19 protein-coding genes and 1 riboswitch are annotated in these 25,507 nt (G+C 29.3%); of the genes, 4 read left to right on the plus strand and 15 right to left on the minus strand.

The window, feature by feature from the left end:
* Positions 1-315 precede the first annotated feature (315 nt).
* The 8 genes from B5F09_RS08235 to B5F09_RS08270 all read right to left on the minus strand — a co-directional run bounded on the left by B5F09_RS08235 (position 316) and on the right by B5F09_RS08270 (position 9,633).
* Entirely contained in the window at positions 316-4,428 is a 4,113-nt protein-coding gene (locus B5F09_RS08235; RefSeq protein ID WP_087373500.1) for a chitobiase/beta-hexosaminidase C-terminal domain-containing protein, read from the minus strand.
* 154 nt (positions 4,429-4,582) lie between these two features.
* Positions 4,583-5,284, minus strand: coding sequence for a GntR family transcriptional regulator (locus B5F09_RS08240; protein WP_087298862.1), 702 nt, complete (start codon positions 5,282-5,284; stop codon positions 4,583-4,585).
* Between the two features lie 121 nt (positions 5,285-5,405).
* Entirely contained in the window at positions 5,406-5,645 is a 240-nt protein-coding gene (locus tag B5F09_RS08245; protein ID WP_239404291.1) for a TIGR04076 family protein, read from the minus strand.
* Positions 5,646-6,213: 568 nt separating this feature from the next.
* A complete protein-coding gene (locus B5F09_RS08250; protein WP_087298860.1) occupies positions 6,214-6,495 on the minus strand; it encodes a PTS sugar transporter subunit IIB in 282 nt (93 codons plus the stop codon).
* Positions 6,496-6,649: 154 nt separating this feature from the next.
* A complete protein-coding gene (locus tag B5F09_RS08255) occupies positions 6,650-7,480 on the minus strand; it encodes a MurR/RpiR family transcriptional regulator (protein WP_087373502.1) in 831 nt (276 codons plus the stop codon).
* 3 nt (positions 7,481-7,483) lie between these two features.
* Positions 7,484-8,248 (minus strand): HD domain-containing protein, encoded by a 765-nt coding sequence (locus B5F09_RS08260; RefSeq protein ID WP_087373504.1) that lies wholly within the window; start codon positions 8,246-8,248, stop codon positions 7,484-7,486.
* Positions 8,249-8,364: 116 nt separating this feature from the next.
* A complete protein-coding gene (locus tag B5F09_RS08265) occupies positions 8,365-9,084 on the minus strand; it encodes a dihydrofolate reductase family protein (protein WP_087373506.1) in 720 nt (239 codons plus the stop codon).
* Positions 9,085-9,150: 66 nt separating this feature from the next.
* The gene (locus tag B5F09_RS08270; RefSeq protein WP_087298852.1) at positions 9,151-9,633 is read right to left on the minus strand and encodes an HD domain-containing protein; all 483 of its coding nucleotides are present in this window, start codon (positions 9,631-9,633) and stop codon (positions 9,151-9,153) included.
* 170 nt (positions 9,634-9,803) lie between these two features.
* On the opposite strand from B5F09_RS08270, the gene B5F09_RS08275 reads away from it, so the two are divergent.
* Both B5F09_RS08275 and B5F09_RS08280 read left to right on the plus strand, forming a co-directional pair.
* Positions 9,804-10,376, plus strand: a complete 573-nt coding sequence (locus B5F09_RS08275; protein WP_087373508.1) for a PepSY domain-containing protein — start codon at positions 9,804-9,806, stop codon at positions 10,374-10,376.
* Between the two features lie 107 nt (positions 10,377-10,483).
* A riboswitch (Fluoride riboswitch) is annotated at positions 10,484-10,558 on the plus strand.
* A 46-nt stretch (positions 10,559-10,604) separates the two neighbouring features.
* Positions 10,605-11,810, plus strand: a complete 1,206-nt coding sequence (locus tag B5F09_RS08280; RefSeq protein WP_087373510.1) for a sodium:proton antiporter — start codon at positions 10,605-10,607, stop codon at positions 11,808-11,810.
* Between the two features lie 8 nt (positions 11,811-11,818).
* Here the strand turns inward: B5F09_RS08280 and B5F09_RS08285 are convergent, their stop codons facing one another.
* The 7 genes from B5F09_RS08285 to B5F09_RS08315 all read right to left on the minus strand — a co-directional run bounded on the left by B5F09_RS08285 (position 11,819) and on the right by B5F09_RS08315 (position 22,902).
* Positions 11,819-12,721 (minus strand): LysR family transcriptional regulator, encoded by a 903-nt coding sequence (locus B5F09_RS08285; protein WP_087373512.1) that lies wholly within the window; start codon positions 12,719-12,721, stop codon positions 11,819-11,821.
* Positions 12,722-12,946: 225 nt separating this feature from the next.
* Complete coding sequence (locus tag B5F09_RS08290) at positions 12,947-18,760, minus strand: lamin tail domain-containing protein (protein ID WP_087373514.1); 5,814 nt, start codon at positions 18,758-18,760, stop codon at positions 12,947-12,949.
* A 122-nt stretch (positions 18,761-18,882) separates the two neighbouring features.
* Complete coding sequence (locus B5F09_RS08295; RefSeq protein ID WP_087373516.1) at positions 18,883-19,710, minus strand: SDR family oxidoreductase; 828 nt, start codon at positions 19,708-19,710, stop codon at positions 18,883-18,885.
* 15 nt (positions 19,711-19,725) lie between these two features.
* Positions 19,726-20,475 (minus strand): carboxymuconolactone decarboxylase family protein, encoded by a 750-nt coding sequence (locus tag B5F09_RS08300; RefSeq protein WP_087373518.1) that lies wholly within the window; start codon positions 20,473-20,475, stop codon positions 19,726-19,728.
* Positions 20,476-20,991 (minus strand): flavodoxin, encoded by a 516-nt coding sequence (locus B5F09_RS08305; protein WP_087373519.1) that lies wholly within the window; start codon positions 20,989-20,991, stop codon positions 20,476-20,478.
* A 251-nt stretch (positions 20,992-21,242) separates the two neighbouring features.
* Entirely contained in the window at positions 21,243-22,046 is an 804-nt protein-coding gene (locus B5F09_RS08310) for a Cof-type HAD-IIB family hydrolase (protein WP_087373521.1), read from the minus strand.
* Between the two features lie 46 nt (positions 22,047-22,092).
* Positions 22,093-22,902, minus strand: coding sequence for a MurR/RpiR family transcriptional regulator (locus tag B5F09_RS08315; RefSeq protein ID WP_087373523.1), 810 nt, complete (start codon positions 22,900-22,902; stop codon positions 22,093-22,095).
* Between the two features lie 232 nt (positions 22,903-23,134).
* On the opposite strand from B5F09_RS08315, the gene B5F09_RS08320 reads away from it, so the two are divergent.
* On the plus strand, positions 23,135-24,436 hold the full coding sequence (locus B5F09_RS08320) for a PTS sugar transporter subunit IIC (RefSeq protein ID WP_087373525.1): 1,302 nt from the start codon (positions 23,135-23,137) through the stop codon (positions 24,434-24,436).
* Between the two features lie 125 nt (positions 24,437-24,561).
* Positions 24,562-25,503 (plus strand): Gfo/Idh/MocA family protein, encoded by a 942-nt coding sequence (locus tag B5F09_RS08325; RefSeq protein WP_087373528.1) that lies wholly within the window; start codon positions 24,562-24,564, stop codon positions 25,501-25,503.
* Positions 25,504-25,507 lie beyond the last annotated feature (4 nt).

The raw sequence follows: 25,507 nt of genomic DNA on the forward strand, positions 1-25,507 counted from the left end.
GCTTTAGGTAAATCTTTCTACAACAAAAAACCTTAATGACATTTATTTATAAATATCAATAAGTACGATAAATATTAAGATAATAATTTTAATTGATTGATAAAATTTAAGAATTGTAGAAATTGAGGTATGATATTAATTTATAATTTTATATTTATTACCTAAAGAAACTTTTTGCTTACTTGTTGACGAAATAATTATAGTTTATAGATAGAATATTTGTCAAATTAAACTAGAAAAATTAGATAATTCAATATAATTTTTTCTACAATGTAAAAGAGCTATGATTAATTAGTATTCATAGCTCCTTTATGATTAAAACTTATATTTCTTTTTTAAACAGAAGATACCTAGCATTGACAAACTTGACAATAATACCATTGGTACTAGATTTAAATCATCTCCCGTTTTTGCTGCTTGACTAGATGACAACGAAACTCCCTGATCAGTATCAGAAGTATTATTTTGATTATTTGAAGGAATTTGTATTGGTTGATCAGTATTATTACTATCTCCTGAATCTACTGGTTGATTTGGATCTTCAGGTATCTCGGTGTTTTCTAATACTTCGATCGTATAATTAGCTTCGCTAGTATTACCCGCTTGATCACTAGCAACAATCTTAACACTATATACTCCAGCTTTATCAGCATTAAAATCACTGGTAATTGAAAGTGCATCATTTTTTATAACACCATCATGATCATCTTTGACAAATAAATTAATGATAGTTTGAATATCATTATTTGTGCCAATTTGAACTTTAGCATCATTTCCTTCAATTACTGGTGCTGTTTCATCAGCTGTTGTTTCTTTCATATATTTCGATAATTTATCGGCATATTTATCGTTTCGAGTAAAATTGAATGATGACCATTTAGCTTTGATTGTTTCAAAACTATCATTATAAATATCAACTTTTGTACTTGAATTATCTGGCATAGTATACATACCCCAGCTACTATTATCACCAGATACTTTATAAGTCCAGCTAGTATATGACCAACCTTGTTCATTAAAGATTTCTAATCCATAATCCCAGCTTACTTCATTTGAGAAGAATGTAAATTCCCCAACAAAAACTGGTACATTATAATTAGTATCTTCTAAATATTTTACTTTACTTTCAATAAATGCTTTCTGTCCATCTGCATTCTTTTCAACATCCCATCCATAGAAATGATATTGATAAACTACATTTTCCCAACCATACAATTCTGGATTTGGTAAATGAGTTGGTTCCCAAATTGCCTGCATTTGAATAATATGATCTTGATCGATTGCTCTAACCGCATTATAAAGACGGTCATAAACTTCAAATTGTTCGGTACCTACAGCACCACCAGGTTCATTTAATAAATCATAACCAGCAACCCAAGCGTTATCTTTATATCTTTTAGCAATTGCTTCCCATAGTTTGATAGTTTTAGTAATATTCTCTTCGTTATCAAAGAAATTACCAACATCAGGATTAGAAGTATCTCCTGAGTGATCTTTACCATTTTGAGAACCAAAAGCTCCATGCATATCAATTAAAGTATAAATATTATATTTAGCAGCATTTTCAATAAACCAGTCTAAACGATCAAATGCTGTTTCTTTTAAAGAACCATCTTCATCACACATTTCAAAATAAGTTATCGGTAATCTTAAACAATTTACGCCTTCTTCTTTTAAGATTGCAAAATCATCTTCAGTAAACCAATTATCTTGATAAATATTAATTAATTCCCAGGCTTTTTCTTCACCAAAACGCTCGCTGAGAACGGCCAAAGTAGTTTTTTGATCCGGAGAATTAACTGGACATTGCCAATTTTCCATTACCAGCCAGCCACCAATATTAGTTCCTTTTAATTGCACCACTTCTCCAGCACCATAATTATTTCTAATTACTTTACCATCCGTTTTCAAAAATACTGATTGTTCATCGGTAATAGTGATTTCACTAACAGCAATATCACTAACTTTACCGTTTTTAATAGTTACTGCTTTAATTACCGTATCTTTAGTTACATAGAAAGCATCAGTAAATTGGAAACTATTTTCATCAGGATTGGTTCCATCTAGCGTATAATAAATTTCACCACCATCAGTAGCTGTTGTCATCGAAACTAATTGTCTTTGTCCAAATTTACCACTGTCAGGTGTAATTTCCGGTTTAACAACATCTTCAATTGGATTAATTACATATTCATGGGTAGCAACTTCACTTAAGCTATCACTGTTTTTATAAGTAGCGGCGACTTTAAACACTGTGTTTTCACTAACTAATAATGGTTGTGTATAATGCGTAGATTCAATCGTTGGATTACTTCCATCAGTTGTATAATAAATTTCTACTTGATCAGTATCCGGAACTCTAAATTCTACTACTACTGAACTATCATAGGTTCCCGCTGCTTTATCAGCGGCAACTTTGTTAGGTGCGATTACATAATCAAGCGTTGTAATGTCACTTTGTTTACCATCACGAATGGCAACTGCTTTAATTGTCATCGTTTTATCAATCGTTATATATCCTTGGGCTACATTAGAATCAACAGTTGGATCACTTCCATCAGTTGTATAGTAAATCGTCGCATCAGGATCTGATAATAATTCCACTGCAGAAGCACTATTAAATAACAATTGATCAGTACTTGGATATACTTGTTGTGGTGCTGTTGGGAATTTGTATTCAAAAGTCATCACATTTCCAAGCTGGTTACCATCATAAGAAACAGCTTTAATTACTGTTGTTTGTTTAACGGTAATTGCTTCTGTATACTTAGCACTTGATAAAGTTGGTGATGAACCATCAAGGGTATAGTAAATATCTAAACCATCAGCCTGTAAAGCAACACTCATTTCTTTAGAATATTTTCCTGAAACTTTGCTGGCAACAACATCATTAATGATATTACTATCTTGATAGTAATCTAATGTTACTACTTCACTATATTCACCATTATCATAACTTACAGCTTTGATTGTTGCAGTATCATTTAACGTAATCTTACCATCATATTTAGTACTATTAACTGTTGGTTGACTACCATCTAATGTATAATACATTGATGCATTCATATCATTAGTTAAACTTACCTCAATTGAATCCTTAAAAATATATCCAGATTCAATATTAGCTTTTGGTTGACTAGGAGCTATATCTGGAACTCCAGTTGATAAATAATTATCAAAATATAAATCATCAATATAATAAGTTCCTGCATTCCATTGTCCCATTCGAACACCAGTTACTTTTGTCTTATCAATACCACTAATATCTGATAATTTAATATAATATTGACTCCAATTATTTTTAGAAGTTGATGGTGACCGCCAGTCATAACTCGATTCATTACCATCAGCGTCAATCAAAGATAACTGCATAGTATTGCTTCCTTGAGTATCTTTAATATGAAAGATAAAGTATTTTAAATCAGTGACATTAACTGGATGGTTAAAATCAATTTTAACATTCCCATCTGTCTTAGAGGTTCCATTGCTTACTTCTTTGACATATTTTAAACTTTGCTTACCATTATGCTTTTCATCACTTACAAGTTGACAAGATGCATTGCTGGCAGCAACTGCATTAATACCGTCTTCAAAAGTTTGGACAACTACCGGAGTATAATTTGAATTATCACTATGATCAATTTTATAATCAAATTCATACACATCACTAATATTACCATTTTGATATGCGATTGCTTTAATTAGCATATCATCATCGACTTCAATTGCCTCTCGATATGATGTACTTTGATTAGTAGGCTGGCTACCATCAGTTGTATAATAAATTGTCTGGCCGGCCTGAGCACTTAAACTTACCTCAAAAGTGTCATTGTAAGTCCCTGAAGGCATGCTGGCACTAACTGCTAAATCTTTAGCCGTAATATCACTAAATTGAATATCATCAATTAAATATGTCCCTACATTCCATTCCCCAACATAAATACCAGTAATTTGTGTTAAATCTAAAGCACTAAAGAGATCAAGACTGATTGATACCTGAGTCCACTTTCCAGCTGTTACATTTCCAGTCCATTCTCCTTCAATACTTTGACCTTGACTATCAATTAAAGATAAACGAACACTGTTTGCTCCAGCATCTTTTACCCATAGAGTAACATACTTATAAGAAGATACATCTACTGGTTGTTCTTTCTTGACGATCATACTGCGATAAGTTAAGCTAGGCCAATCACTGCTGGTTACTTCAAGACTGGCAACCTTATTACCGCTACCAGTAGCTGATCCAGCGACAATCCCAACCTTAGCATCATTTGTTGCATGAATATTGCTATCTGCATCTTCAAAATTTTCAAACATCAAAGGTTCCCTTGGTTCACTTTCTAAAGCAAAAACATTTACCGGACCACTACCAAAGAGCATCGCTATTAATACAATTACTTTTAATATTTTTCCTACTATTTTTTTCATTTTAACCTCCCATTCATTAGTATTATTTAAATTTATTGGTATCAACATATAACATTATAATGGATTTTTTAGAATTGTAAAGCGTTTTCATAAAATTTATACCTATAAATTTTATTTATTAGAAAAAATAAAAGATGTCAAGCGACTTGACACCTTAACGTATTGAAGCAGCATAAAAGTTTGCATACTTATAATTATATATTACTTGTGAAACATTAAATAATAAACCATTATCTAAATATACTGTATCTGATATAACTAAACCGGGATCACCAGGATTTAGATCCAACAAATCGGCTTGTTGCTCATCTAGTTTTATAGCACAAATATGTTTATCGGCAAAACCAAATTTTAGTTTTAAATCGTTTTGTAAATAACTATAAATTGATTTTTCAGCAATTTCTTTACCTAAATATGGAACTATTTTTTTATTATAGTAGCTTAATTCTAAAGCAAATTTTTTATCATCAATAATTCTTAATCGTTTACAAAAATAAATCAAATCACCAATTTCACATAACATTTTTTTAGCTAACTGTTCATCAGCCGATAATAATTCAACCGCTATAACTTGATTAGAAAAAGCACTATTAGGAAAATCATGGGTTAAACCATTAGTCCCAGTAATTGGTATACTATTATCGTTATTTCTTTGACGAATATAAAAACCACTTCCCTGTCTTGAATAAATGATTCCTTGACTAGTAAGCATCTTTAAAGCTGAACGAATTGTATTACGAGATACTTGATAATATTCAATCATTTCATCTTCCGTTGGTAATTTAAAAGTATTTTCAAATTCTTTTTGTTTAATTCTTGCAATTATATCATTTGCAACTGTCTCATATTTTGCCATCAATATCCCCGCTTTCTTATTCAAGAATATCATACCAAAATCAAGATGGCAAATATTTATAGGAATAAATTAAATTTATTATTAACTTTAATACTAAAAATCTCTATTACCATCTTTTATCTTATTCATCAACTCGTTCTATTTTAAAAATCACTGGTCGTGTACCATCATTACAACAAGCAATCATCTCATTTTCTTCTTTCATCCAGCCTTCCATGATTGAACCACCCTGTAATCCAGCATAAATATAACGACTTACACAATCCCAGGCCTCAGAACAAAATTTACCATCTAACATATGCCAAAAATCATCTTTACCATTACCTTTTTCAATAATAAATTCTTGACCAACTTCAAACATCGGACAAGGTCCCGATTAGGATCAGCACAATATTTTTCCAGTAATTCAGGATAACATTTTTTATCAATAACTATAACTTTTACTTTTGCCATTTTCATTTTCTCCTTTATAACTCTTCACCATTTGATTTAATTACTTTTTGATATCAATAAAAACTCTTTTCAAAATTCCTTTCCCACTTCAATTATATCAATTACTCTTAGTCCATTTGTTAGTGTTTTTTATGATACCTTATAAAAAATAATCTTCCAATCCTTAACATAACAATCAATCTAACATTCAAATTTATTGATTATATACAATAATATTTCAAAATAATTAGTTATTAGTTCTAGTTCAATTATTCTACACTTAAGTTCCATTTTTGTCATTAAAGTAATATCTTCTTGGTAATGGCAATGAAAACAAAGCCATCAAAAATATCCTTATAAAAAAAGCAACTAGTTGTTGATAATCGTCTATCAGCTTCATTGTAAGCTCATTTAAATGATAAACAATCAAAATCATTAACTAAAACTCAGAGTTACTTGTCTGCTTTTCCATAAAAATCATTATATAATTTTAATGCCTAGTCTAAAACATTAGCACCATTCATAGTTCCATAATCACGCATATCTACTACATCAAAAGGAACTTTTCCAGTACAAATCTGTTCAACATTTTTTAAAACATAACGAACTTGTGGTCCTAAAAGCAAGACATCAAAAGAACCCATGCGATCTTCAATCCCTTTTTCAGGACCTGCATCGATTGATACCTCTATCCCTCGTTTATCAGCCTCAGCTTTCATTTTATTCATTAATAAACTTGTAGACATTCCACCTGCACACGCTAATAAAATTCTGATCATTTTCTTTTCCTCCTTATTTTTCTAAATAAAATATATGATTTTTTGTTGATTTTATCAATATTATCGTTATCAATAGGAACACTGTAACTTTATTTAATCACTATTAACAAATATTTAAGTTACACGGTAACAAAAAATAGGAATGCAAGCATTCCTATAACTTCTTGAAAAAAATTTGATTATAAAGATTTTCCATTTTTTTACTTTTATCAAAATTTCGAGCAACTAATATACTATAGATTAAATCAAAAATATATTTACACGCTGTAAAATAAACAAGTTCTCCAATTCGATCCATCTTTTCATCAAAAGGAGTATGGATCGTATAACTACAATAATCAGATAATTTATTATTATGATTACTAGTAATCGCAACACTAGTAATTCTTCTTCGCTTTAAAGTTAAAGCCATTTCTAATAAATATGTATTTAAGGAAAATTTACTTAGAATAATTACTAAATGATCATTAGAGACACTAAAAGTAAAATTTAATTGTTTATCAATTTCATGATAAACCGTCACAATTTTACCTACATTACTAAAACAATGAGCAGTATACTTAGCAATCATTGCATTAGTATCATTAGCAATTATATCTAAATAATTGGTTGTTTCTAATAATTCAATTATTTTATTTAACGTTGTAATTGAAAGCATCTCTTTCATTTGATTAATAGCGTTAATTTCTAACTGTGCTGTTTTATTGATCAATGAAATATTATCTTCGCCTAAATTTATCGCATAATTATTAATACTAAGATTTTTTAAAACATTACCAATATTATATTTAAATTCATTATAGTTACTATAGCCTAATTTTTTTATAAAACGAATAATTGAAGTAGCACTAGTATAAGTTCTTTTAGCAAATTCACGTGAAGATAACTTAGGTATTTCTTCACTGTGTTCAATCATATATGTAGCAATAACGATCTCATTTTCACTTAAATCAAAATGCTTTTGTAATTCTTTTAAAATATCCATTTGTTATTCCTCAATATACTTTAATGATAATTGTTTTAATTCCTGATATTTTTTAGCTGTTAACTCATCAACAGGTGTAATACGATCAAATAAACGATTAATATAATTATTCTCTTTAATATATTTTTTACTAACATCAAAATGCAAATCAAAGATAAAAGCAATATAAGAGAGCCATTTATCTAAATTTGTTTGTCGACTAGGACTATAAATCAACTGACAATTTAAATATTGTTCATAGACAACATCACTAATTTTTTCCAATTCCAGCTGTTCTTTTGAAACATTTAATAACGTTTCCAAAGTTTCAGTTTCTTTTACCCTGAAATTATCTAACTTATCACTATCACGAATCAAATAAATAAACAATAATTCCCGTTCATTAAAATTTCCAGTTACTTGATATTTATTATGTTGTTCAATAGCAACTTTAATTAGACGATCATATTTTCTTGTTGTCACAAATTCTTTAATTAAACCCTGTTCAAATAATAATTTACTAGAAAACATGGCATGGTCAATTGTTCGATAATCTTCAAAACTTTGATAAATACGATACTGCTCAAAACGACCGATATCATGAAGCAAAGCAATAATTAACGCAATTTGACTATCTTCTTGATTTAGATTTAATTTTTGACACAAGTACTGCATATTATTTACAACTTTATAACTATGAACAATTTTCAATTTAATTGCTCCGATATTAGTGTCATAATTAGCAACATATTTTGCAAATCGCTTTTTGGCGTGAGTAAATTCGCTCATTTCTATCTCCTCAATAAATATTAAATGATTTAAGTTACTTTTTATTATACTAGCAAATTATAAATAATAAAAGATTTCCCAATGATTTACATATCATCAAGAAATCATAAAACAAATTATTTTCTTTTATGATAATTTAAATAAATACCCGAATCAGTTAGAATTTCACTTTTAGTCAAACTATATTTCACTGGTGAAATTTCTGCTTTTAAATATGCGCCATTACCAAATAATGTAGCGCTTTGATCGCCACCAACAATCGGTGCAATAATTAAACTAATTTCATCAATTAAATCAGCACTTAAAAATGTTCCATTAACAACTCCGCCACCTTGCAATATAATTTTTTCAATACCAAAAATATCTCTTAATTTTTTTACAATCTCTTTTAAATTAAAATTATTAGCTTGGCCACCAATTAAATAAGAAACATTCAAACTTTGCAAATAAGCTAAATAATCAGCACTTACACTATCACTTACTACAGTTATTACTCCCTTATTTTTCAAACGACTATCTTTTAAAACCTCGCTGCTCCATCCAATCTCACCATGAGGATCAATAGCAATTACCCATGATTTTTCTAATCCATGATGGATAAAATCTTTTTTTTCAACTATTTCTTTAGAAAATGACGTTAAATCCAGCGTCTTACTATCACCATATCTTTCCACTAATGTCACACTACCATAAACAATAGCATCCCCATTATACTCTTTGGCCATCTGTTGATAAATCAGCGCTAGATTTAGCGTTGATTCAAAATTAAAAAAATTACCAGAAATCTTGCCATCAATCGATTGAAGCATATGACAAACTATATACGGTCTTTCCATACTCTATGTTCCTCCTTTTGGTTCATTATATATATTCAAGCAAACTCTAAGTCAACTCTTATTTTATTATTCATAAATATATTCTAGTAATTTAATGCCAGTAGCTGTTTTAAATACTTTATTTTTCATTGCAGCAATAGTTTTATTATCCGCATTCATTTCATCACCATTAACTAAAAAATCAGCTTCCAATAAGATTTGATAATCCAAACCATCAATATTTTCATAAGTATGATGATGCCCTACCAAATAGGCAATACGATTAATTTCCAAATCAGTTAATGAAAAAGGTTTTAAAAAATCATAAACTAAGTCCGGCCCTTCAATTTCCTGAAATTTACCATTGCTATTACCATACTTTTTTCGACATAAAGGACACGCAATGTCATGAACAATTGCCGCAATCTCTAAAATCTTTTGTGTTTTTTCATCCAACTGCTCTAACTTACCTATTAATCTAGCATAACTATGAACTTTTAAAAAATGCGCAATATCTTTTTTATTTCCATTAGCATAAATGATCATTTCCTTTAAAATCTCTTCAACCATACAACCCCTCCTCATATAATATTTTAGTACTTTTATAAATATTAAGCTAATATTACTTATAAATATACTAAGTTTTATGAGAAAATTCTTATTTAATTATTATCTAACTTTAAGGTATTCCAGCTAAAATTACAGTATTATATAGATGAAAAGAAAGAGAGGTAATCGATATGAAAAAATTAAGTTTATTAATGTTATTAGCAATAGTATTAGCAGGATGTGGCAATAATAATAAAGTAAATGCTTTAACTTTAGAAGAGGCACAAGAAATTGCTGTAGCTGAAGTAGAAGGAAAAAAAGTTTTAAAAGCTAAACAAGATTATGATGACGGTATTACTTATTATGATTTTACAGTAGTTACTGATAATGAAAAATATGAAATTGAAGTTGATGCAAATGATGGTACGATTTTGAAAAAAGAAAGAGATAAAGATTATGTTAGTAATACTAATGAAGGTACTGTAACGCCTGTTGATAATGGTAATACTACAACTAACAATAATAATACTACTAATAATGGAACTTCTAACCAGACTACTACTAATATCATCAGTAATGAAGAAGCACAAAATATTGCTTTAAATAAAACTGGTGGTGGCTATCTTGTAAAATGTGAATTAGATCATGATGATAATATGATGGTTTATGAAATTGAAGTAAAGAATGGTAATTATGAATATGACATTGATGTTAATGCTAGTAATGGTGAAATTTTAAAATACGAACAAGATTATGATGATTAATTTTTTTAAGCTAATGACTCCTCCTTCATTAGCTTTTTTCAATCAATGCTCAAATTTATGATCATGAATTTTAATTTTTCTTTACATTTTTTAATAAATTTTTTATAATATCATCTGGGAATGAGGTTCTCCCGAGGTATAAACCTAAACCGCTTATTAAAGCTGATGACTTCTACGACTTTTTCGTCGTGGAGGAAATCAGCTTTTTTTAATTCAAGGAGGGAAAAAATGTTAACATCACTTGCACTAATTTTTTTAGTTGGCTTATCATTAGCCGGAATCTTTCAATTATTAAAACTACCACGAATAATTGGTATGTTATTAACGGGGATAATTTTAGGTCCGTATGCTTTGAATCTACTTGATGATTCAATCTTATCAATCTCTAGCGATTTAAGACAAATGGCATTAATTATTATATTACTTAAAGCTGGATTATCTTTAAATCTTACCGATTTAAAAAAAGTAGGGCGACCAGCCATTATGATGTCCTTTGTACCGGCCAGTTTTGAAATTCTAGCATTTATATTATTTGCACCAGCAATATTAAATATTACAAGAATTGAAGCGGCTGTTATGGGAGCAGTATTAGGAGCCGTATCACCAGCGGTAGTAATTCCACGAATGGTCCAATTAATGGATAGTAAATATGGCACTAATAAAAGTATTCCTCAATTAATTTTAGCAGGGGCTTCTTGTGATGATATTTTTGTAATTGTGCTATTTACTACTTTTGCTTCAATGGCTCAAGGTGGCAAAGCTAATTTAATTGATTTTTTTAATATTCCAATTTCAATAATTTTAGGAATTATTCTTGGTGCGATTACTGGTTATATTATTAGTACATTTTTTGAAAAAGCTTATAATTTAAACCATTATGTTCGTAATAGTACTAAAGTACTTGTTATTTTAGGAATTTCTTTTATTTTAATGGCAATTGAAACCTGGTTAAAAGATATAATATCGATTTCAGGATTATTAGCAGTAGTAAGCATGGCTTGTGTAATTAAAATAAAAAGCCCTGATGCAGTTTCTGATCGTTTATCGGAAAAATTTGGTAAGTTATGGATCGGCGCTGAAGTATTGTTATTTGTTTTAGTAGGTGCTGCTGTTGATATTCGTTATACAATGGATGCTGGAGTGGCCGCTATATTAATGATTTTCATTGCTTTATGCTTTAGAGCGATTGGGGTTAGTTTATGTCTTTTAAAAACACAATTGAATTTCAAAGAACGCTGCTTTTGTATCATTGCCTACATCCCGAAAGCTACAGTACAAGCAGCTATCGGTTCAGTTCCTTTAGCAATGGGACTAGCCTGTGGTCAAATTGTTCTTTCTGTTGCTGTTCTAGCAATCTTAATTACTGCGCCACTAGGGGCAATTGGAATGGATATTAGTTATCAAAAATTACTTACTCAACAAAAAGACGGCTAAGACCGTCTTTATTTATATTGTAAATGATATACTTCCTTGATTGCTTTTAAAAACAATTGCACTTTAGCACTAGGTTCTTTTGAATATAAAATACCAAGAGGCACTTTATAATCCCATTTTATAGGTACTATTTTTAATAACGGGTGAATATTAGCCCATTCTTTAATTGTCAGTAAAAACATTTTTTCATTTTCACATCTATTAAAAACATCAACGTTAAAAAATGGAATATCAACAATATTAATATCATGATAATTGGTAACAATGTCTTTACGAATTGTATCAAAATCTTTTAAATAACCTTGACGAATCATCATTACATTTTGATTAAATAAATCTGTAATTTCTAATTCATCCTTACTAGCTAAAGGGTGATTTTTAGACATGGCACAATAAATTGGTGCATCATATAACTTTAAAGCCTGACATTGTCTTTCTTTTAATAAATTTTCACTATAAATCCCAGCGACAAAATCAATATTACTACCAAAATTACGCATGATTTCTCTAGCGTTTTCTGGCGTATTTTCAAATGAAACTAACTCAAATTTTAATGACGGTGCAAATGTTAAAATTTGTGGCCATAAATCTACTAAAAACTGGACTGGTGTTGTTAAAGAAGTTCCAATTCTAAGTAATTCATTGGCCGGATTTATCTGGGCTTTAGCTCTAATTATTGCATAACGGCTATATTCAATTATATATTTAGCATCTTTGTATAATGATTTACCCGCTGCTGTTAATTTGATTCCTCGATGAGTCCGCTTAAAAAGTTCAAAACCCAGATTATCTTCTAATAAATTAATCTGTTTCATAATTGCATTAGGAGAAATAAAAAGTTCTTCTGCTGCTTTATTAAAACTACCAACATCAGCCACTTTAATAAATGTATCTAATAAATGATTATACATAGCGATCACTCCTTTTATATAATATGGTTTAATATATATTGTCTTATTTCCAATTATAAATGAAGTACAATAATAATACAAAAAATGGCTTATCATTTAGCTATTTTATAACGATATTAACTTGTTTTTAATATTCATACTATTTTTCTAGTCTTAATGATGATAATAAAATACCTAGAAAATAATCTTTCTAGGCATTTTAACTTAATTTGAAAATTAATATTATTAATGATTATTTTTTAAATCTTTTAAATATTTTTTAATCATTAGAATAAAAGTCATCAAGCTAGCAATTGCTAATGTTAAATAATTACTATTTACTAGATCACCTGTAAATGGTGTATTGACAGATGCACTAGTAGTTCCATTAGTACCTGTAGTTCCATTTGGATTACTATCGTCTCCTGGTTGAACATTGATATCTTGATCATCATCATTTTCAACAACTTCTACTACTCTAGTTACAATAGTAACATTATTAAAGCTATCAGTTACTTGATATGTCAACTCGTATCTACCAGCTTTATCAACATCGACACTGCCTAAGACAACAATTTGACTAGTCAAATCATTACCTTGACTATCATATGCTTTAACATCTTTCAATGGATCAAAATCTGTTCCTACAGCAATCTTATTAAATTCATCATCAGGTAATACTATTGTTGGTTTAATATTGTGCTTATCAATATTAACATAATTAACATTTGATCTTGTTAAACCACCATTAGCATCACTAATTTCAACATACCAGCCAAATAATCCATGAGGAGCATTTTCTAATGTATAGCTGATTTCTTGATTACTTCTTACATCATTAACTATACCAAAAGTATCATCATTATAAATATTAACATCTAAATTTGTTGTTTCAATTTGTTTTTGAACTGGTGTAATTCCTAAATCACTGTAATTAATTACAAATTCTTCCTCACCATTAATATTAGCTACATCACCAATATTACTTTCATCTTTAGCATTATAATCATCTAAAGAAGGTGAATATGTTCTAATAATTATTTGGCCATTTGTATTATCAAAATGCATCAAACGCATATAACCCATACCACCTTGAGCTAAACCTTGATAATCAAATAACATTTGATAAACATTACGATCATTAACACCATCGTGATTATCATCAAATTGTGACACTACTGTTTGAGCATTATGGTAATGACCAGATAGAACCATACAAACATTAGGGTTAACAGCTACGACCTCATTATAAATTCGTTGTGGTTCTTCACCTAAACCACCACTAGCTAATAGGTATTCATGGAAATTCAAAATTGCTTTTCTTTCTGGATATCTTGCTAAAACATCATTCATCCATTGAATTTCTTGATCACCAATACCCCAACCCATATATATCATGATAAAATCAATACCATCAACAGTAATTAAATCATAATGCCCGCGATTATCTTGATAACTTTCACCATACCATGGATTTTGATTATAACGATCTTCACCAAAATATTTAGAGAAAGAAGTATAATCGCCACTTAGATGCCCAACATCATGATTACCAGCTAAAACACCATAAGGTATATTAGCATCATCAAGCATTTTATAAGCATTATCAGCATTGATCCATTCTTGTCCTTGATCTTCGTCATCAATAATATCACCATCATGGAATAAATACTGAATATTCATTCGTTCACGATTAGCTATCAACCAATTATGAATATCTAATTGATATTGATAGTTTCCATCAACATCTTGAACCGGATTACCATCAAAGTCTTCATTATAATATTGAGTATCACTTTCAATTGCAAATGTAAAATCATAGTTTTCTCTTGGAGTATCTGCTGGATTAGACATTGTACCAGTAACATCTTCTCCATATTGATCAGGAGTATACCCTTCACCATTTTGAACCATAATTTTAATTGTTTGATCAAATAAGTGATCTTTCAATATTACTTCACCGGTTAATTTCATGATTTCACCATCAATTTCCATAACCGTATCTAATTTATCAAAAGTATTAGTTGCATAATTATAAGCATACATAAAAGTCTTTTGATTATTAGATTTACCTTCCCAATCAATCTTAACCGTTGCCTCATCACTAATATTACCACTTACTTTAACATCAAACTGTTGATAAGGGAAACCATCACCAGAATCACCACTGAAATCTTGAGTATTATTACCAGAAATCTGACTAACACCACTAGACAAAGTAATATTAGCATCACCTAATAGGTAACGTTCACCCCTTTTGAAAGCAACCTGCATCAAATCATCAGTACTATCACTTACAGTAACTTTAAATGTTGGATCACCATTAATAGTTGTCCCACTTACTGGTGTTATTTCCCCATTAATTGCTGCATTCTCTTCTGGAGTTACAAAGTTTATTACCTTGCTAGTAACATTTCCAATCATATCTGAAGCAGTTAATACTAATTGATGATTACCAGGAGTCATTTCTAATGAACGAAAATCATAAGGCAATTCAATTCCTTGTCCATCAAGGGTAGCAATTAAAGTACTTGTATCACAAATAGCATCTTGTGCACTAGCTTCAACAGTTCCATTATGATAAATTTGACCTTCAACCATATTAGTTTCAATAACAGGGGCCGTATTATCACTAACAAATGATACTGTCTTACTACCACTTGTTACACTATGAGTACCATCTTCTAATTTAGTTGTATCAAGATCATAACGTAAAGCGTTAAAGTTTTGTTCATCTAATGTAAACGTAGCATATAAAATTTCAACTTTGCTTGTACCATCACCCATACTAATTTCTTTTTCAGGAGTAATATCATTTACTTCAACCGGGCTATCTGGTTTCCAGTTATCTTCAGTATGTTCAACTGCTCCTAAGCCATAAACTGCGCTATATTGACTAGCTCTTAAAGTTGTGCCATCTGGTAATGTTAATCTAATATTTTTTAAAGTAAAGTCATCATTATTTTCAACATTATGTTCTAAAGCATTAGCTTTATTACCAGCATGGAAAGCAATCGTTATTGTTTTTGTTTCACTATCAAAGTAGCTGGCATTTATATCATAAGCATATGTTCGCCAATCACTATAAGTACCTTCATTGAAAACACCAATCACATCATTTCCAATAGCAACTGCATTTTTAAAGAAAACATCAGTTTGTGTAGTATCAAACACAATTCTTGCGTTTCCATTAATTGATTTAACTGCTTTATTAGTTACATCCTGATCATCAATTATTAAATTATTACCAGTACCTATAATTTGTTCAGTCTGGTTAATAATCGCACCTTCGCTAATATTGATTTGATCACCAGCAGATACCGGATTTTCATTATTAACTGTGTTAACAGGTGTTGTTATTTGTCGATAACCATCGCTAATAACAAAATAATATGTATATGATAATTTATTATACAAATCTACTGCTGGTAATGTTTTTGCAAAATTATCGCCAGAATTACGTAATAAATTATAAACTTCATAATCTTCACTATTATTATCTTTTAAATACAAATAAACACTTTTAATTGTTGTTTCGTTAGATTTAACATCAAGTGAAAAAGTTAAATCATTATCTTCATTAAATGTAGCTGGTGTTTGATCTTGATATACCGGCAAAGAAACAGTTTCTGGTAAAACAGCTTCGTACATTGGTTTTTCAGTTACTGTTCCAGGTGATGGCTCAGCACTATTATCAACTATTACACTAGTAAAAGTTGAACCATCATATCTATTTTGATATACAATTGATTTATCAGCTGTAGTATCATCAACACCATCCATATTATATAAAACATAATCTAAAACATCTTTAATGTTAGAAGTTATTTTCAACCCACGAGCTGAACCATTAGCCATTCCAGCATTTTCAATTGAAATTAAATGATCACTGTCTAAATTAGTATTAAATTTATTATTAAAATCACTAATTTGCAAATCATTATTAGCACCATTTTTAATCCAGAAAACTAATGTATCATGTGATTTAATAATTTTATCTTCATTAGTTTCATACCAGATAACATCACCATCACTACCTTGATCAGGATAATTATAATATAATTTATAATCTTTTAAATTAATATCTAAATTTGAATTATTATAAATTTCAATAAATTCATAACCATCACTACCACCAACATTAGAACTATCTGGCATAATTTCACTAATAACCAAAGGAGCAACCTTACTTTGATCAATCATTCCAGGCTGTTCAATTACTACCGTGTTCTTAGCAGAAGTTACCGTATTAAGACCATCAGTAATAGTAACATCATATGTTAAATTTGAATAACCTGTTAAATCTTGAGCTGGTACATCTACCTTCAAAATTCCATCAGTATATAATAAATCATAGCTAGCTACTACGTTTTCATCTTGATATAGATTTAATTTAGCGTCAATAATCATATTAGTAAGATTAGTATTTTCTACCCTTACAGTAAAATTAGCATTTGCACTTACAAAACTATCTGCTTCAATTTCAACTTCAGGGTTTTCGACAATTGCTGGTGTTATATAACTACCAGTAATTAATTGTTGACTATTTAACTTTCCTAATGTTACTTCATTATCATAAACTGGCACTCCAGAATCAGAAGTGTAATTATAATAAATAGCTTCATCAGTATCGATTTTACCATTATTAGAATCACTAGCACTATAATTAACAGCTGTTAATTCTTGATTAGTATTAGTAATAATTTTAAATCCTCGCGTACCACTATTACTCATTCCATCACTATGAATAGTTGTAAAATTATCACCAGTGAAAAAATTAGTGCCATAATTATTATTAAAATCTGCAACTGTTAAGCCTGCTTGTTCTACAGCATCATTGACAATCCAAACAGTTAATACTTCTTTAGCATCTAAAACAATATCATCATCTAATTGCCAGAGTGTTTCTTTATCACCATTAACATAAACAAGCTGATAATTATTTACAGCTACACTTTGATCGCTAACATTAAAAATTTGTAAATACTCATAGGCATCACTACCAGAAACATTAGCACTGTTTGGTGACAATTCACTAATTAATAGCGGTGAAGCAAATTCAACTGCTCCTTTATTAACAGTGACTGTTTGCGTTGCACTAGTAATTTCATTGATACCATCATTAAAAGTAGCAGTAATATTTAAAAGCTCCTCATTACTAATCTCACTAGCAGGGACACTATAAACATAATTACCGTCATTATCATATGTCATATCATATTCTTTATCATTTACCTTTAAAGTTGCTTTTAAAATAACTCCTGGTAAATTAGTCGTAGCTTTTACAACCAAAGCTTCGCCAGCATTGATTTCTTGAGCAGTATTAATGGTAACAATTCCATCACTTACTGTTACAAATTGATACTTGCTTTCTAATTTTTGTTGTTCAATCAAACTACCTGGGGTAGGATCTAAGTCATAACTATAAGTACTTTCTTGAATTCTACCAGAATTGTAAATAAAATTAATTCCTTTTTTTGTTTGTGCTTTAACATCTTCATCATTATAAATAACTGAACTTAAAATTTGTTTAGTATTTTTTACGGTAACTCGTAGTTCTCTTTGACCACTATTAGAAAAACCACTAACAATATTTTCAGTTTTAACAATTTGTCCTTCATCAGCTGACAAATTATAATATTCTCTAAACAATGCTAAATCCAAATCTTTACTTTCTTCATTTTGAATCCAAACAATCAAAGCTTCATTAGCTGGTAAAATTGTATTAGCCGGTAAATCCCACTCACTAATAGTACTACCATTATTGTATAATACTTGATAATCATCTAAATTAATACTTTGATTACTAGTATTATATAATTCAAAATACTCAAATGCATCACTACCACTTGTAGTTGTCAGATCACTTTGGTGGCTATCAGCAACTATTTCACTAATAATAATTGGTGATGTAACACTATTTTCATCTAAGATGGCTGTGTCACTATTATCATTATTAATTGCTTGTAATGAAACAATACTATTGCCACCTACTGCAACAGTTGTCGCCAAGGTTGCCATCGTGACTTTAATTACTTTACTTGATTTTTTCTTCGTCATCTTTTTTCCCCCTTGATACTACAAGGGTATTTTAACAAAATTATCTTTAAAACATGTTAACGTCAAGTAATATTTGGGTAAATTGTATTTTACAAAATTTTTACTAAATTTTTACAATTATCTCATTCCGGCTTTAATGGTCCATAAAAATATGAAGCAGTAGCACCACCATCAATCAAGAAATCAGAACCAGTAATAAAAGCCCCTTTATTACTCATCAACAGTTCAGCAACATTAGCTACTTCATCAGCAGTCCCTGGTCGACCAGCTGGACAATTAGCAAACATATTTTTATAAAAGTCACCACGCGGTCCATTAAATTCATCTATTGCCAGCGGAGTAACAATAATACCTGGTGAAATAGAATTTATTCGAGCCCCTCTTTGTCCCCATTTTACAGCTTCAGCCATAACTCTTTTTTCATTACATCTTTTAGCAAGCTGATAAGCATGTAAAGTATCTTTAATGTTTTCTTCTTGCAACATTTCTAAATCTAATAATTTTTCAACTGGTGTTGTTGCTAGTAATTCATCTTCTTTACTGCTAAGAGCTGGCATTCGATGTCCAGATTGACTAGAAATAGTTACTCCAACACCACCTTTTTTAATCATCTTACCAACCTCTTCTAATAAAACAGCTGTTCCATATAAATCAACTTTCAAAATAGCTTCGATTGGAGCCTGGCTAGGTGATACCCCAGCTCCATTAACTAACATCGAAATTTCACCATATTTTTTAGCTTCCTCAATCATCGCTAATATTGATTCCTTTGAAGAAAGATCCATTTCAAAAGGCACACAATCATATCCAGCATTATTCATGATTTGACAAATGTTATTGGCATTTTCAATTTTTTTATCACCAACAATAATTTTCATCCCATAACCCATTCTTCGAGCAATAGCCATACTAATTTGACCACCTCCAGTTACAATCATTACATCTTTCATTTTCATTACCTCCTTTTATTTTACTGCTTTATTAATACAGTTTAGAGCATTTAAACTTCTTGGATAACCAATATATGGTAAACACTGTGAAACAACCTTGATCAAAAATTCTTTATCATTGCCCACTTTAATATTAGCTTGGACGTGTGATACTAATTGAGGTTCACAGCCACCTTGTGCTGCCAAAAAACAAAAAGTAATCATTTCTCTTTGTCGATAGTCTAAACCATTTCTTGTATAATAATCGCCAAAACAATTATCTGTTAACCAATGATTAATATGCTTTGATTCCTCTGATCCTGAACAATGAAAATCTCGCATATTTTCACCAAAAATAGCAACTTGAGCTTCAATGCCTTTTTGTAAACGATTAGCTGTTGTAGTTGTCCCTTGAGACTTTAATGGCAAATCAACTCCATTAGCTAAACAAAAATCATTAACAGCATGGATGAATGGGAAAACTCGTCCTATTCCTAGATAAGCAACCGCCTGATAAATAATTTCTTTCATTTCAACTGGTGTTACATCAAAGTTATAAGCAGCTGTTAACATAGCTTTAAATTCATCAATAGCTTGACTTCCAAGCAATGTCGCTAAAATGGCAATTAAACGCGTATGATCATCTAAATCATCATTATTTACTACTTCATCAAAAGCAAAATTATCAAACAACTCTATAAATTCAGGATCTGTTTTTAATAATTGTGACTCATATCCAGGAAACATTTTTTCATGATATGCTTTTGCCTCTTTACTAATCGCCATTTATAAAACCTCCTCTAACCATTTTTTTATTGCATCATCACTATTAACTACTTGACTTCCTCTGATTGCTAAAGCATCGTGGATGATACTTTGCGGACATAGTTTTTTAATATCAGCAACACTTTGCCCTAAGCCACTTCCTTCATGCGTGCAAAAAGGATAGATATGTTTAGACTTAAAGTCATAGCTTTCTAAAAATGTCCACATACACATTGGCATTGTTGACCACCAGTTAGGATAACCAATAAAAATATTATCATAATCTTCAAAATGAGAAACAATATTTAATATTTTTGGTCGCTCATTATTTTCTAACTCCTTTTTTGCTACTTCAGTACAACGATGATATTCAAAAGGATATTCATGTAATGGTAATATTTCAAAAGTATCACCACCTATTATTGATTGAATCTTTTTAGCAACTACTTTTGTATTACCAATATCTAATTTTACAATCTTTCCAGCGACATAATTTTCTTTATCATGGGAAAAATACACAACCAAATTTTTACTCATTTACCTTACCTCTTTTCTTTACACCAATATTTTATTATCTATTGATAAGATAAACAATTTCAATTACTAATCGCATTTATAAGTAAAACTTATAAAAATAATCTTTACTACTTCCAATAATTAACAATATTAAAAAGTCTAATTAATATATCCAAATCTATTTATAATTATCATAGTAACTTTATCAAAGTAAAATTTGTTATTTATAAAAAATAAACAAGAAGTTTATTATTAAATTACTCCTTGTTTATTTAAATAATTTTATATTTAATCAAAAAATCAGCAATTCCATCTTCATTATTACTTTTAGTAATATAATTTGCAATTTCTTTGATAGCTGGATTTGCGTTTTCCATAGCTACACCAATATAATCTCTAATCATTTCATAATCATTTAATTCATCCCCAAATACAATAATATTGGCTGTATCAATTTTGATATCTTCACACATTTTTCTAATTCCCAAAGATTTAGATAATTGTGGATTTAAGCATTCGATAATTATTGGTGTTGAACGAACAAGCCGATAATCTCGATCAACTAAAGTTTGATAATATTGATCTATTTTATCAAGTTCTTCAGTATCAGCCATAAATAATATTTTTTCAATCTGACGATTATAGTATTGTCTCAAATCATCAATAATCAATGGCAATTTATTACGTTTTGCAATAGCTTTAGCAATTTTTTCATCTTCTAAAACATGTAAAGATTCTTTATCATAAATTCCCACATTAAAATTAAATCTATTAAACTCATTCAATATCTCTGGTATAAGCTTTCCATCTAATAAATAATGCGATTTTGTCCGATTATTTTTCAAATCCAAATAACAACCACCATTAAATCCCATGATCAAATCTACATATTTATCAATTTGCCAATCTTTGATCAAATGTTTAACAGCATAAGGAGTTCTACCAGTCGCTATTCCAAACATAATATTTTTTTCCTTTATTCTAGCAATAGCTTCTTTTGTTTTTGGGGTTATTATTCCATCGTCATTTAATAAAGTACCATCAATATCTACTAATATTAATTTAATATCTTCCATTATTACACTCCTATTTCTATTATCTTTAATATTTTATCATAATACCCTATTTTTTTAATAATCGATTCTGATATTTTTTGTATAACAACGAATAAATAATACTTAAAACATATTGAAAAGATAACTGTGAATAAAATGTAGCAATTTTTTCATTACTCTCTTTTTGAGAAACTAAAATATGATAATTACTATATTTATATAAAATACCGGTAGATAATGATGTAATTGTAATAATTGGACAATGATTATGTAATAAAATTCGTAAACAATCTTTATAAAGATAATGCTTAGAATAAGCAATAAACAATGCAACATCATTTTCAGTTGCCCCCATTGAAAAAGCTGCCTCTTCCCTATTATCAGTTACAATATAAAAAAACTTTCCAATTTTTATTAACTTATCTGTAAAACCCATGGCTGAAATTCGTGAATCACCGCTTGCATAAACAAAAACCCGATTACTTCTATCCAGCAAATTAACAATTTTTTCTAATTCATCAATATCCAATTCTCCATTTATTAAATCAATACTTTCTTTATACATACTAGATAAACTATTAATTATCTGCCATGTAGGTTCATCACTATTAAAAGGAAAAGAAAAATCAATGTCATTATTTACATATTTTAATGACTCCATTTCTCTTAAATAATCCATCTTAAAGTCACGAAATCCTTTATAACCTAGTTTTTTACATATTCTAATAATACTTGCATTAGATGAATATGTTTCTTTAGCCAACTCTCCAATTGACATATAAACTAATGCACTAGAATTATCTTTAATATAATTTATAATTTCTAATTCAGTTTTTGTGAATTTTTCAATTTGTTCAAATTGCTTCATTATACTCATTTTAACACTTCCTTAGTACCTCACAGTATAACACCTAATATTATTCCACTATTTCGTCTGCTAATAAAAAAGCACCAAAAATTCAAAAAAATTTATGATTATCAACAATAATTTGAACTTTTATTCCACAATCCTATCAAAAAAGCAATTAAAACAATTATTTTGTTAAAATGAAGCCACCAAAGAAAGGGGTTACACTTATTCTTTGAAAAATTAAATGGAGGAAAATAAAATGGAAACTTTTCAAAATGTTTTAATGAAAATTGGTATTATTGCAGGGGAAAATAAATACCTATCATCTATTAAAAACGCTTTTCAAACTTTTATGCCATTTATTATTATTGGCGCTGTTGGCGTTTTATGGTCTAATGTTATTTGTAATGATCAAACTGGTTTAGGGGCTATAGTTCCAGGCATTATGAATTTATCATTTTTAAATCCAGCTTTTAACGCCCTTAACTTTGCTACAATAGGTTGTATCACAATTTCTATTACTTTTTTAATTGGTGCTGAACTTGGTGCCAAAGAAAATGATAATATTATGTTTATTGGTTTATTAGCTGTAGTAGCATTATTGACAGTGACTCAATCATCAATGGATATTTTTAAAGATGGCAAATTAGTAGAATCAGTCAGCGGGATTTTTAGTACTTCATTAGGAAGTCAAGGATTATTTACTGGAATGGTTGTTGGAATTATTACTGTTGAATTATTCTTTGTCTTATTTAAATTTGATCGTTTAAAAATCAAATTACCAGAACAAGTACCACCTCAAATTGCAAAATCATTTGAATATTTAATTCCTGCTTTTATTACAATTTTAATCATATCTTTAATTGGTTTAGCTATTAATATATGGACTGGTGCTTATTTAAATGATTTAATCTTTAATATAGTTCAACAGCCATTATTACATATTGGTGGCTCTTTACCTGGAGTTTTAACTCTAATGTTCATTAGTTTAGTTTTTTGGGCTATTGGTCTTCATGGTGATAATATGATCGGTGGTGTTTTTAATCCAATTCTTACAACATTAGGAGTTCAAAATCTTGAAGCAGTCCAAGCTGGACTAGAACCAACAAATATTGTTAATAACACTTTCCACCGAGCATTTTTTGCTACTGGTGGTACTGGATGTATGTTAGGTCTTACAATTGCAATGTTACTTATTTGTAAACGTCCTGAAAATCAATCTATCGCGAAATTAGCATTAGTTCCTGAATTATTTAATATTGGTGAAGTTAGTATGTTTGGTGTTCCGATCGTCCTTAATCCTACCCTTGTAATACCATTTATTATCGCACCATTAGTGACTGTAATTTTTGGTTATGTTCTAACTATGCTTCATATTTGTCCAATAATCTATGTTGATTTACCATGGACCATGCCACCATTAATCATTACTTTCTTAGGTTCAGGCGGTAATATTATGGGACCAGTTTGTCAATTACTAGGAATAATATTATCTGCTTTAGTATATCTACCATTTGTTAAAATTTACGAAAAACAACAAGCCCAGCTAGCAAGTGAGTAATAGTTTATAAATGCAAGATAACTAAATATCTTGCATTTATCCTGTTTTAACAAATCATAACTTTGTTTTTTTATCAAATAGAACTATAATTAAATTAGGTTTTATTATTAATTGGAGGATTAAATATGAGATTTGGTATTATTGGTTTTGGTAATATTGCTAGAAAATTTGTTAAAAGTATTGAAAATACCAGTGACGGTTCGATTTATGCTATTGGCTCTTTTAGTATTAATAATGATGATGAGTATTTAATAAAACATCCCGAAGTTAAAGTTTATCATGACTATGATATGTTATTAAGTGATGAAAATATTGATGCTGTCTATATTGCTTTACCACATTATTATCATTTAGAATGGATTATCAAGGCTTTAAATAATCATAAAGCTGTCCTATCTGAAAAACCAATTGTTTTAAACAGTCAAGATATCGATCAAATCAAAGATGCTGTATATTGTAATAATGGATACTGTCTAGAAGCCTTTAAAACTAAATTTAATGATGGTTTTCAAGCATTAAAAAAGGATTTATCACTAATCGGTGAAATCAAATCAATTGAAGCTAATTTTTGTTTTGATGCAATGAATGGCAGAAAGGATTCTTATCTCTTTGATCCTAAACAAGGCGGGGCTTTAAATGATGTTGGAAGTTATGTAATTGGTTTTATTTTAGGTCTTGTTAATAGTTCAATTGATAAAATTGAAACAAAGATGAAAATTGAAAATGAAATTGAATTAGAATTTAAAACACATCTTTATTTTAAAAATGGGATTATTGGTATTGGTGAAGGTTCTATTGATTATAATAAAGAGCGTTATGCTTTAATTAAAGGAACTAATGGTGAAATCTATATTCCAAATTATAATCGAATAATTGATTATACTATTAAAACTAATGATTCAACAATTAATCGCCATTATCCTATCACTGGTGATGATATGACAATGGAAATCCAAGCACTAATTGATGATGTTAAAAATAATAAAAATGAAAATGAGATTCATTCATTAAATGATTCAAAATATTTAATTGAAACAATTGAAAAAATAAGAAAAAGTATTAAATAGGAGG

It is taken from the genome of Erysipelatoclostridium sp. An173 (assembly GCF_002160495.1).
GTDB classification, from domain to species: Bacteria; Bacillota_I; Bacilli_A; order Erysipelotrichales; family Coprobacillaceae; genus Thomasclavelia; species Thomasclavelia merdavium.

Excerpts from the sequence above, each read along its gene's own strand:
- B5F09_RS08235 (WP_087373500.1), bottom strand. The coding sequence starts at position 4,428 with ATGAAAAAAATAGTAGGAAAAATATTAAAAGTAATTGTATTAATAGCG.
- B5F09_RS08240 (WP_087298862.1), bottom strand. The coding sequence starts at position 5,284 with ATGGCAAAATATGAGACAGTTGCAAATGATATAATTGCAAGAATTAAA.
- B5F09_RS08245 (WP_239404291.1), bottom strand. The coding sequence starts at position 5,645 with ATGTTTGAAGTTGGTCAAGAATTTATTATTGAAAAAGGTAATGGTAAA.
- B5F09_RS08250 (WP_087298860.1), bottom strand. The coding sequence starts at position 6,495 with ATGATCAGAATTTTATTAGCGTGTGCAGGTGGAATGTCTACAAGTTTA.
- B5F09_RS08255 (WP_087373502.1), bottom strand. The coding sequence starts at position 7,480 with ATGGATATTTTAAAAGAATTACAAAAGCATTTTGATTTAAGTGAAAAT.
- B5F09_RS08260 (WP_087373504.1), bottom strand. The coding sequence starts at position 8,248 with ATGAGCGAATTTACTCACGCCAAAAAGCGATTTGCAAAATATGTTGCT.
- B5F09_RS08265 (WP_087373506.1), bottom strand. The coding sequence starts at position 9,084 with ATGGAAAGACCGTATATAGTTTGTCATATGCTTCAATCGATTGATGGC.
- B5F09_RS08270 (WP_087298852.1), bottom strand. The coding sequence starts at position 9,633 with ATGGTTGAAGAGATTTTAAAGGAAATGATCATTTATGCTAATGGAAAT.
- B5F09_RS08275 (WP_087373508.1), top strand. The coding sequence starts at position 9,804 with ATGAAAAAATTAAGTTTATTAATGTTATTAGCAATAGTATTAGCAGGA.
- B5F09_RS08280 (WP_087373510.1), top strand. The coding sequence starts at position 10,605 with ATGTTAACATCACTTGCACTAATTTTTTTAGTTGGCTTATCATTAGCC.
- B5F09_RS08285 (WP_087373512.1), bottom strand. The coding sequence starts at position 12,721 with ATGTATAATCATTTATTAGATACATTTATTAAAGTGGCTGATGTTGGT.
- B5F09_RS08290 (WP_087373514.1), bottom strand. The coding sequence starts at position 18,760 with ATGACGAAGAAAAAATCAAGTAAAGTAATTAAAGTCACGATGGCAACC.
- B5F09_RS08295 (WP_087373516.1), bottom strand. The coding sequence starts at position 19,710 with ATGAAAGATGTAATGATTGTAACTGGAGGTGGTCAAATTAGTATGGCT.
- B5F09_RS08300 (WP_087373518.1), bottom strand. The coding sequence starts at position 20,475 with ATGGCGATTAGTAAAGAGGCAAAAGCATATCATGAAAAAATGTTTCCT.
- B5F09_RS08305 (WP_087373519.1), bottom strand. The coding sequence starts at position 20,991 with ATGAGTAAAAATTTGGTTGTGTATTTTTCCCATGATAAAGAAAATTAT.
- B5F09_RS08310 (WP_087373521.1), bottom strand. The coding sequence starts at position 22,046 with ATGGAAGATATTAAATTAATATTAGTAGATATTGATGGTACTTTATTA.
- B5F09_RS08315 (WP_087373523.1), bottom strand. The coding sequence starts at position 22,902 with ATGAGTATAATGAAGCAATTTGAACAAATTGAAAAATTCACAAAAACT.
- B5F09_RS08320 (WP_087373525.1), top strand. The coding sequence starts at position 23,135 with ATGGAAACTTTTCAAAATGTTTTAATGAAAATTGGTATTATTGCAGGG.
- B5F09_RS08325 (WP_087373528.1), top strand. The coding sequence starts at position 24,562 with ATGAGATTTGGTATTATTGGTTTTGGTAATATTGCTAGAAAATTTGTT.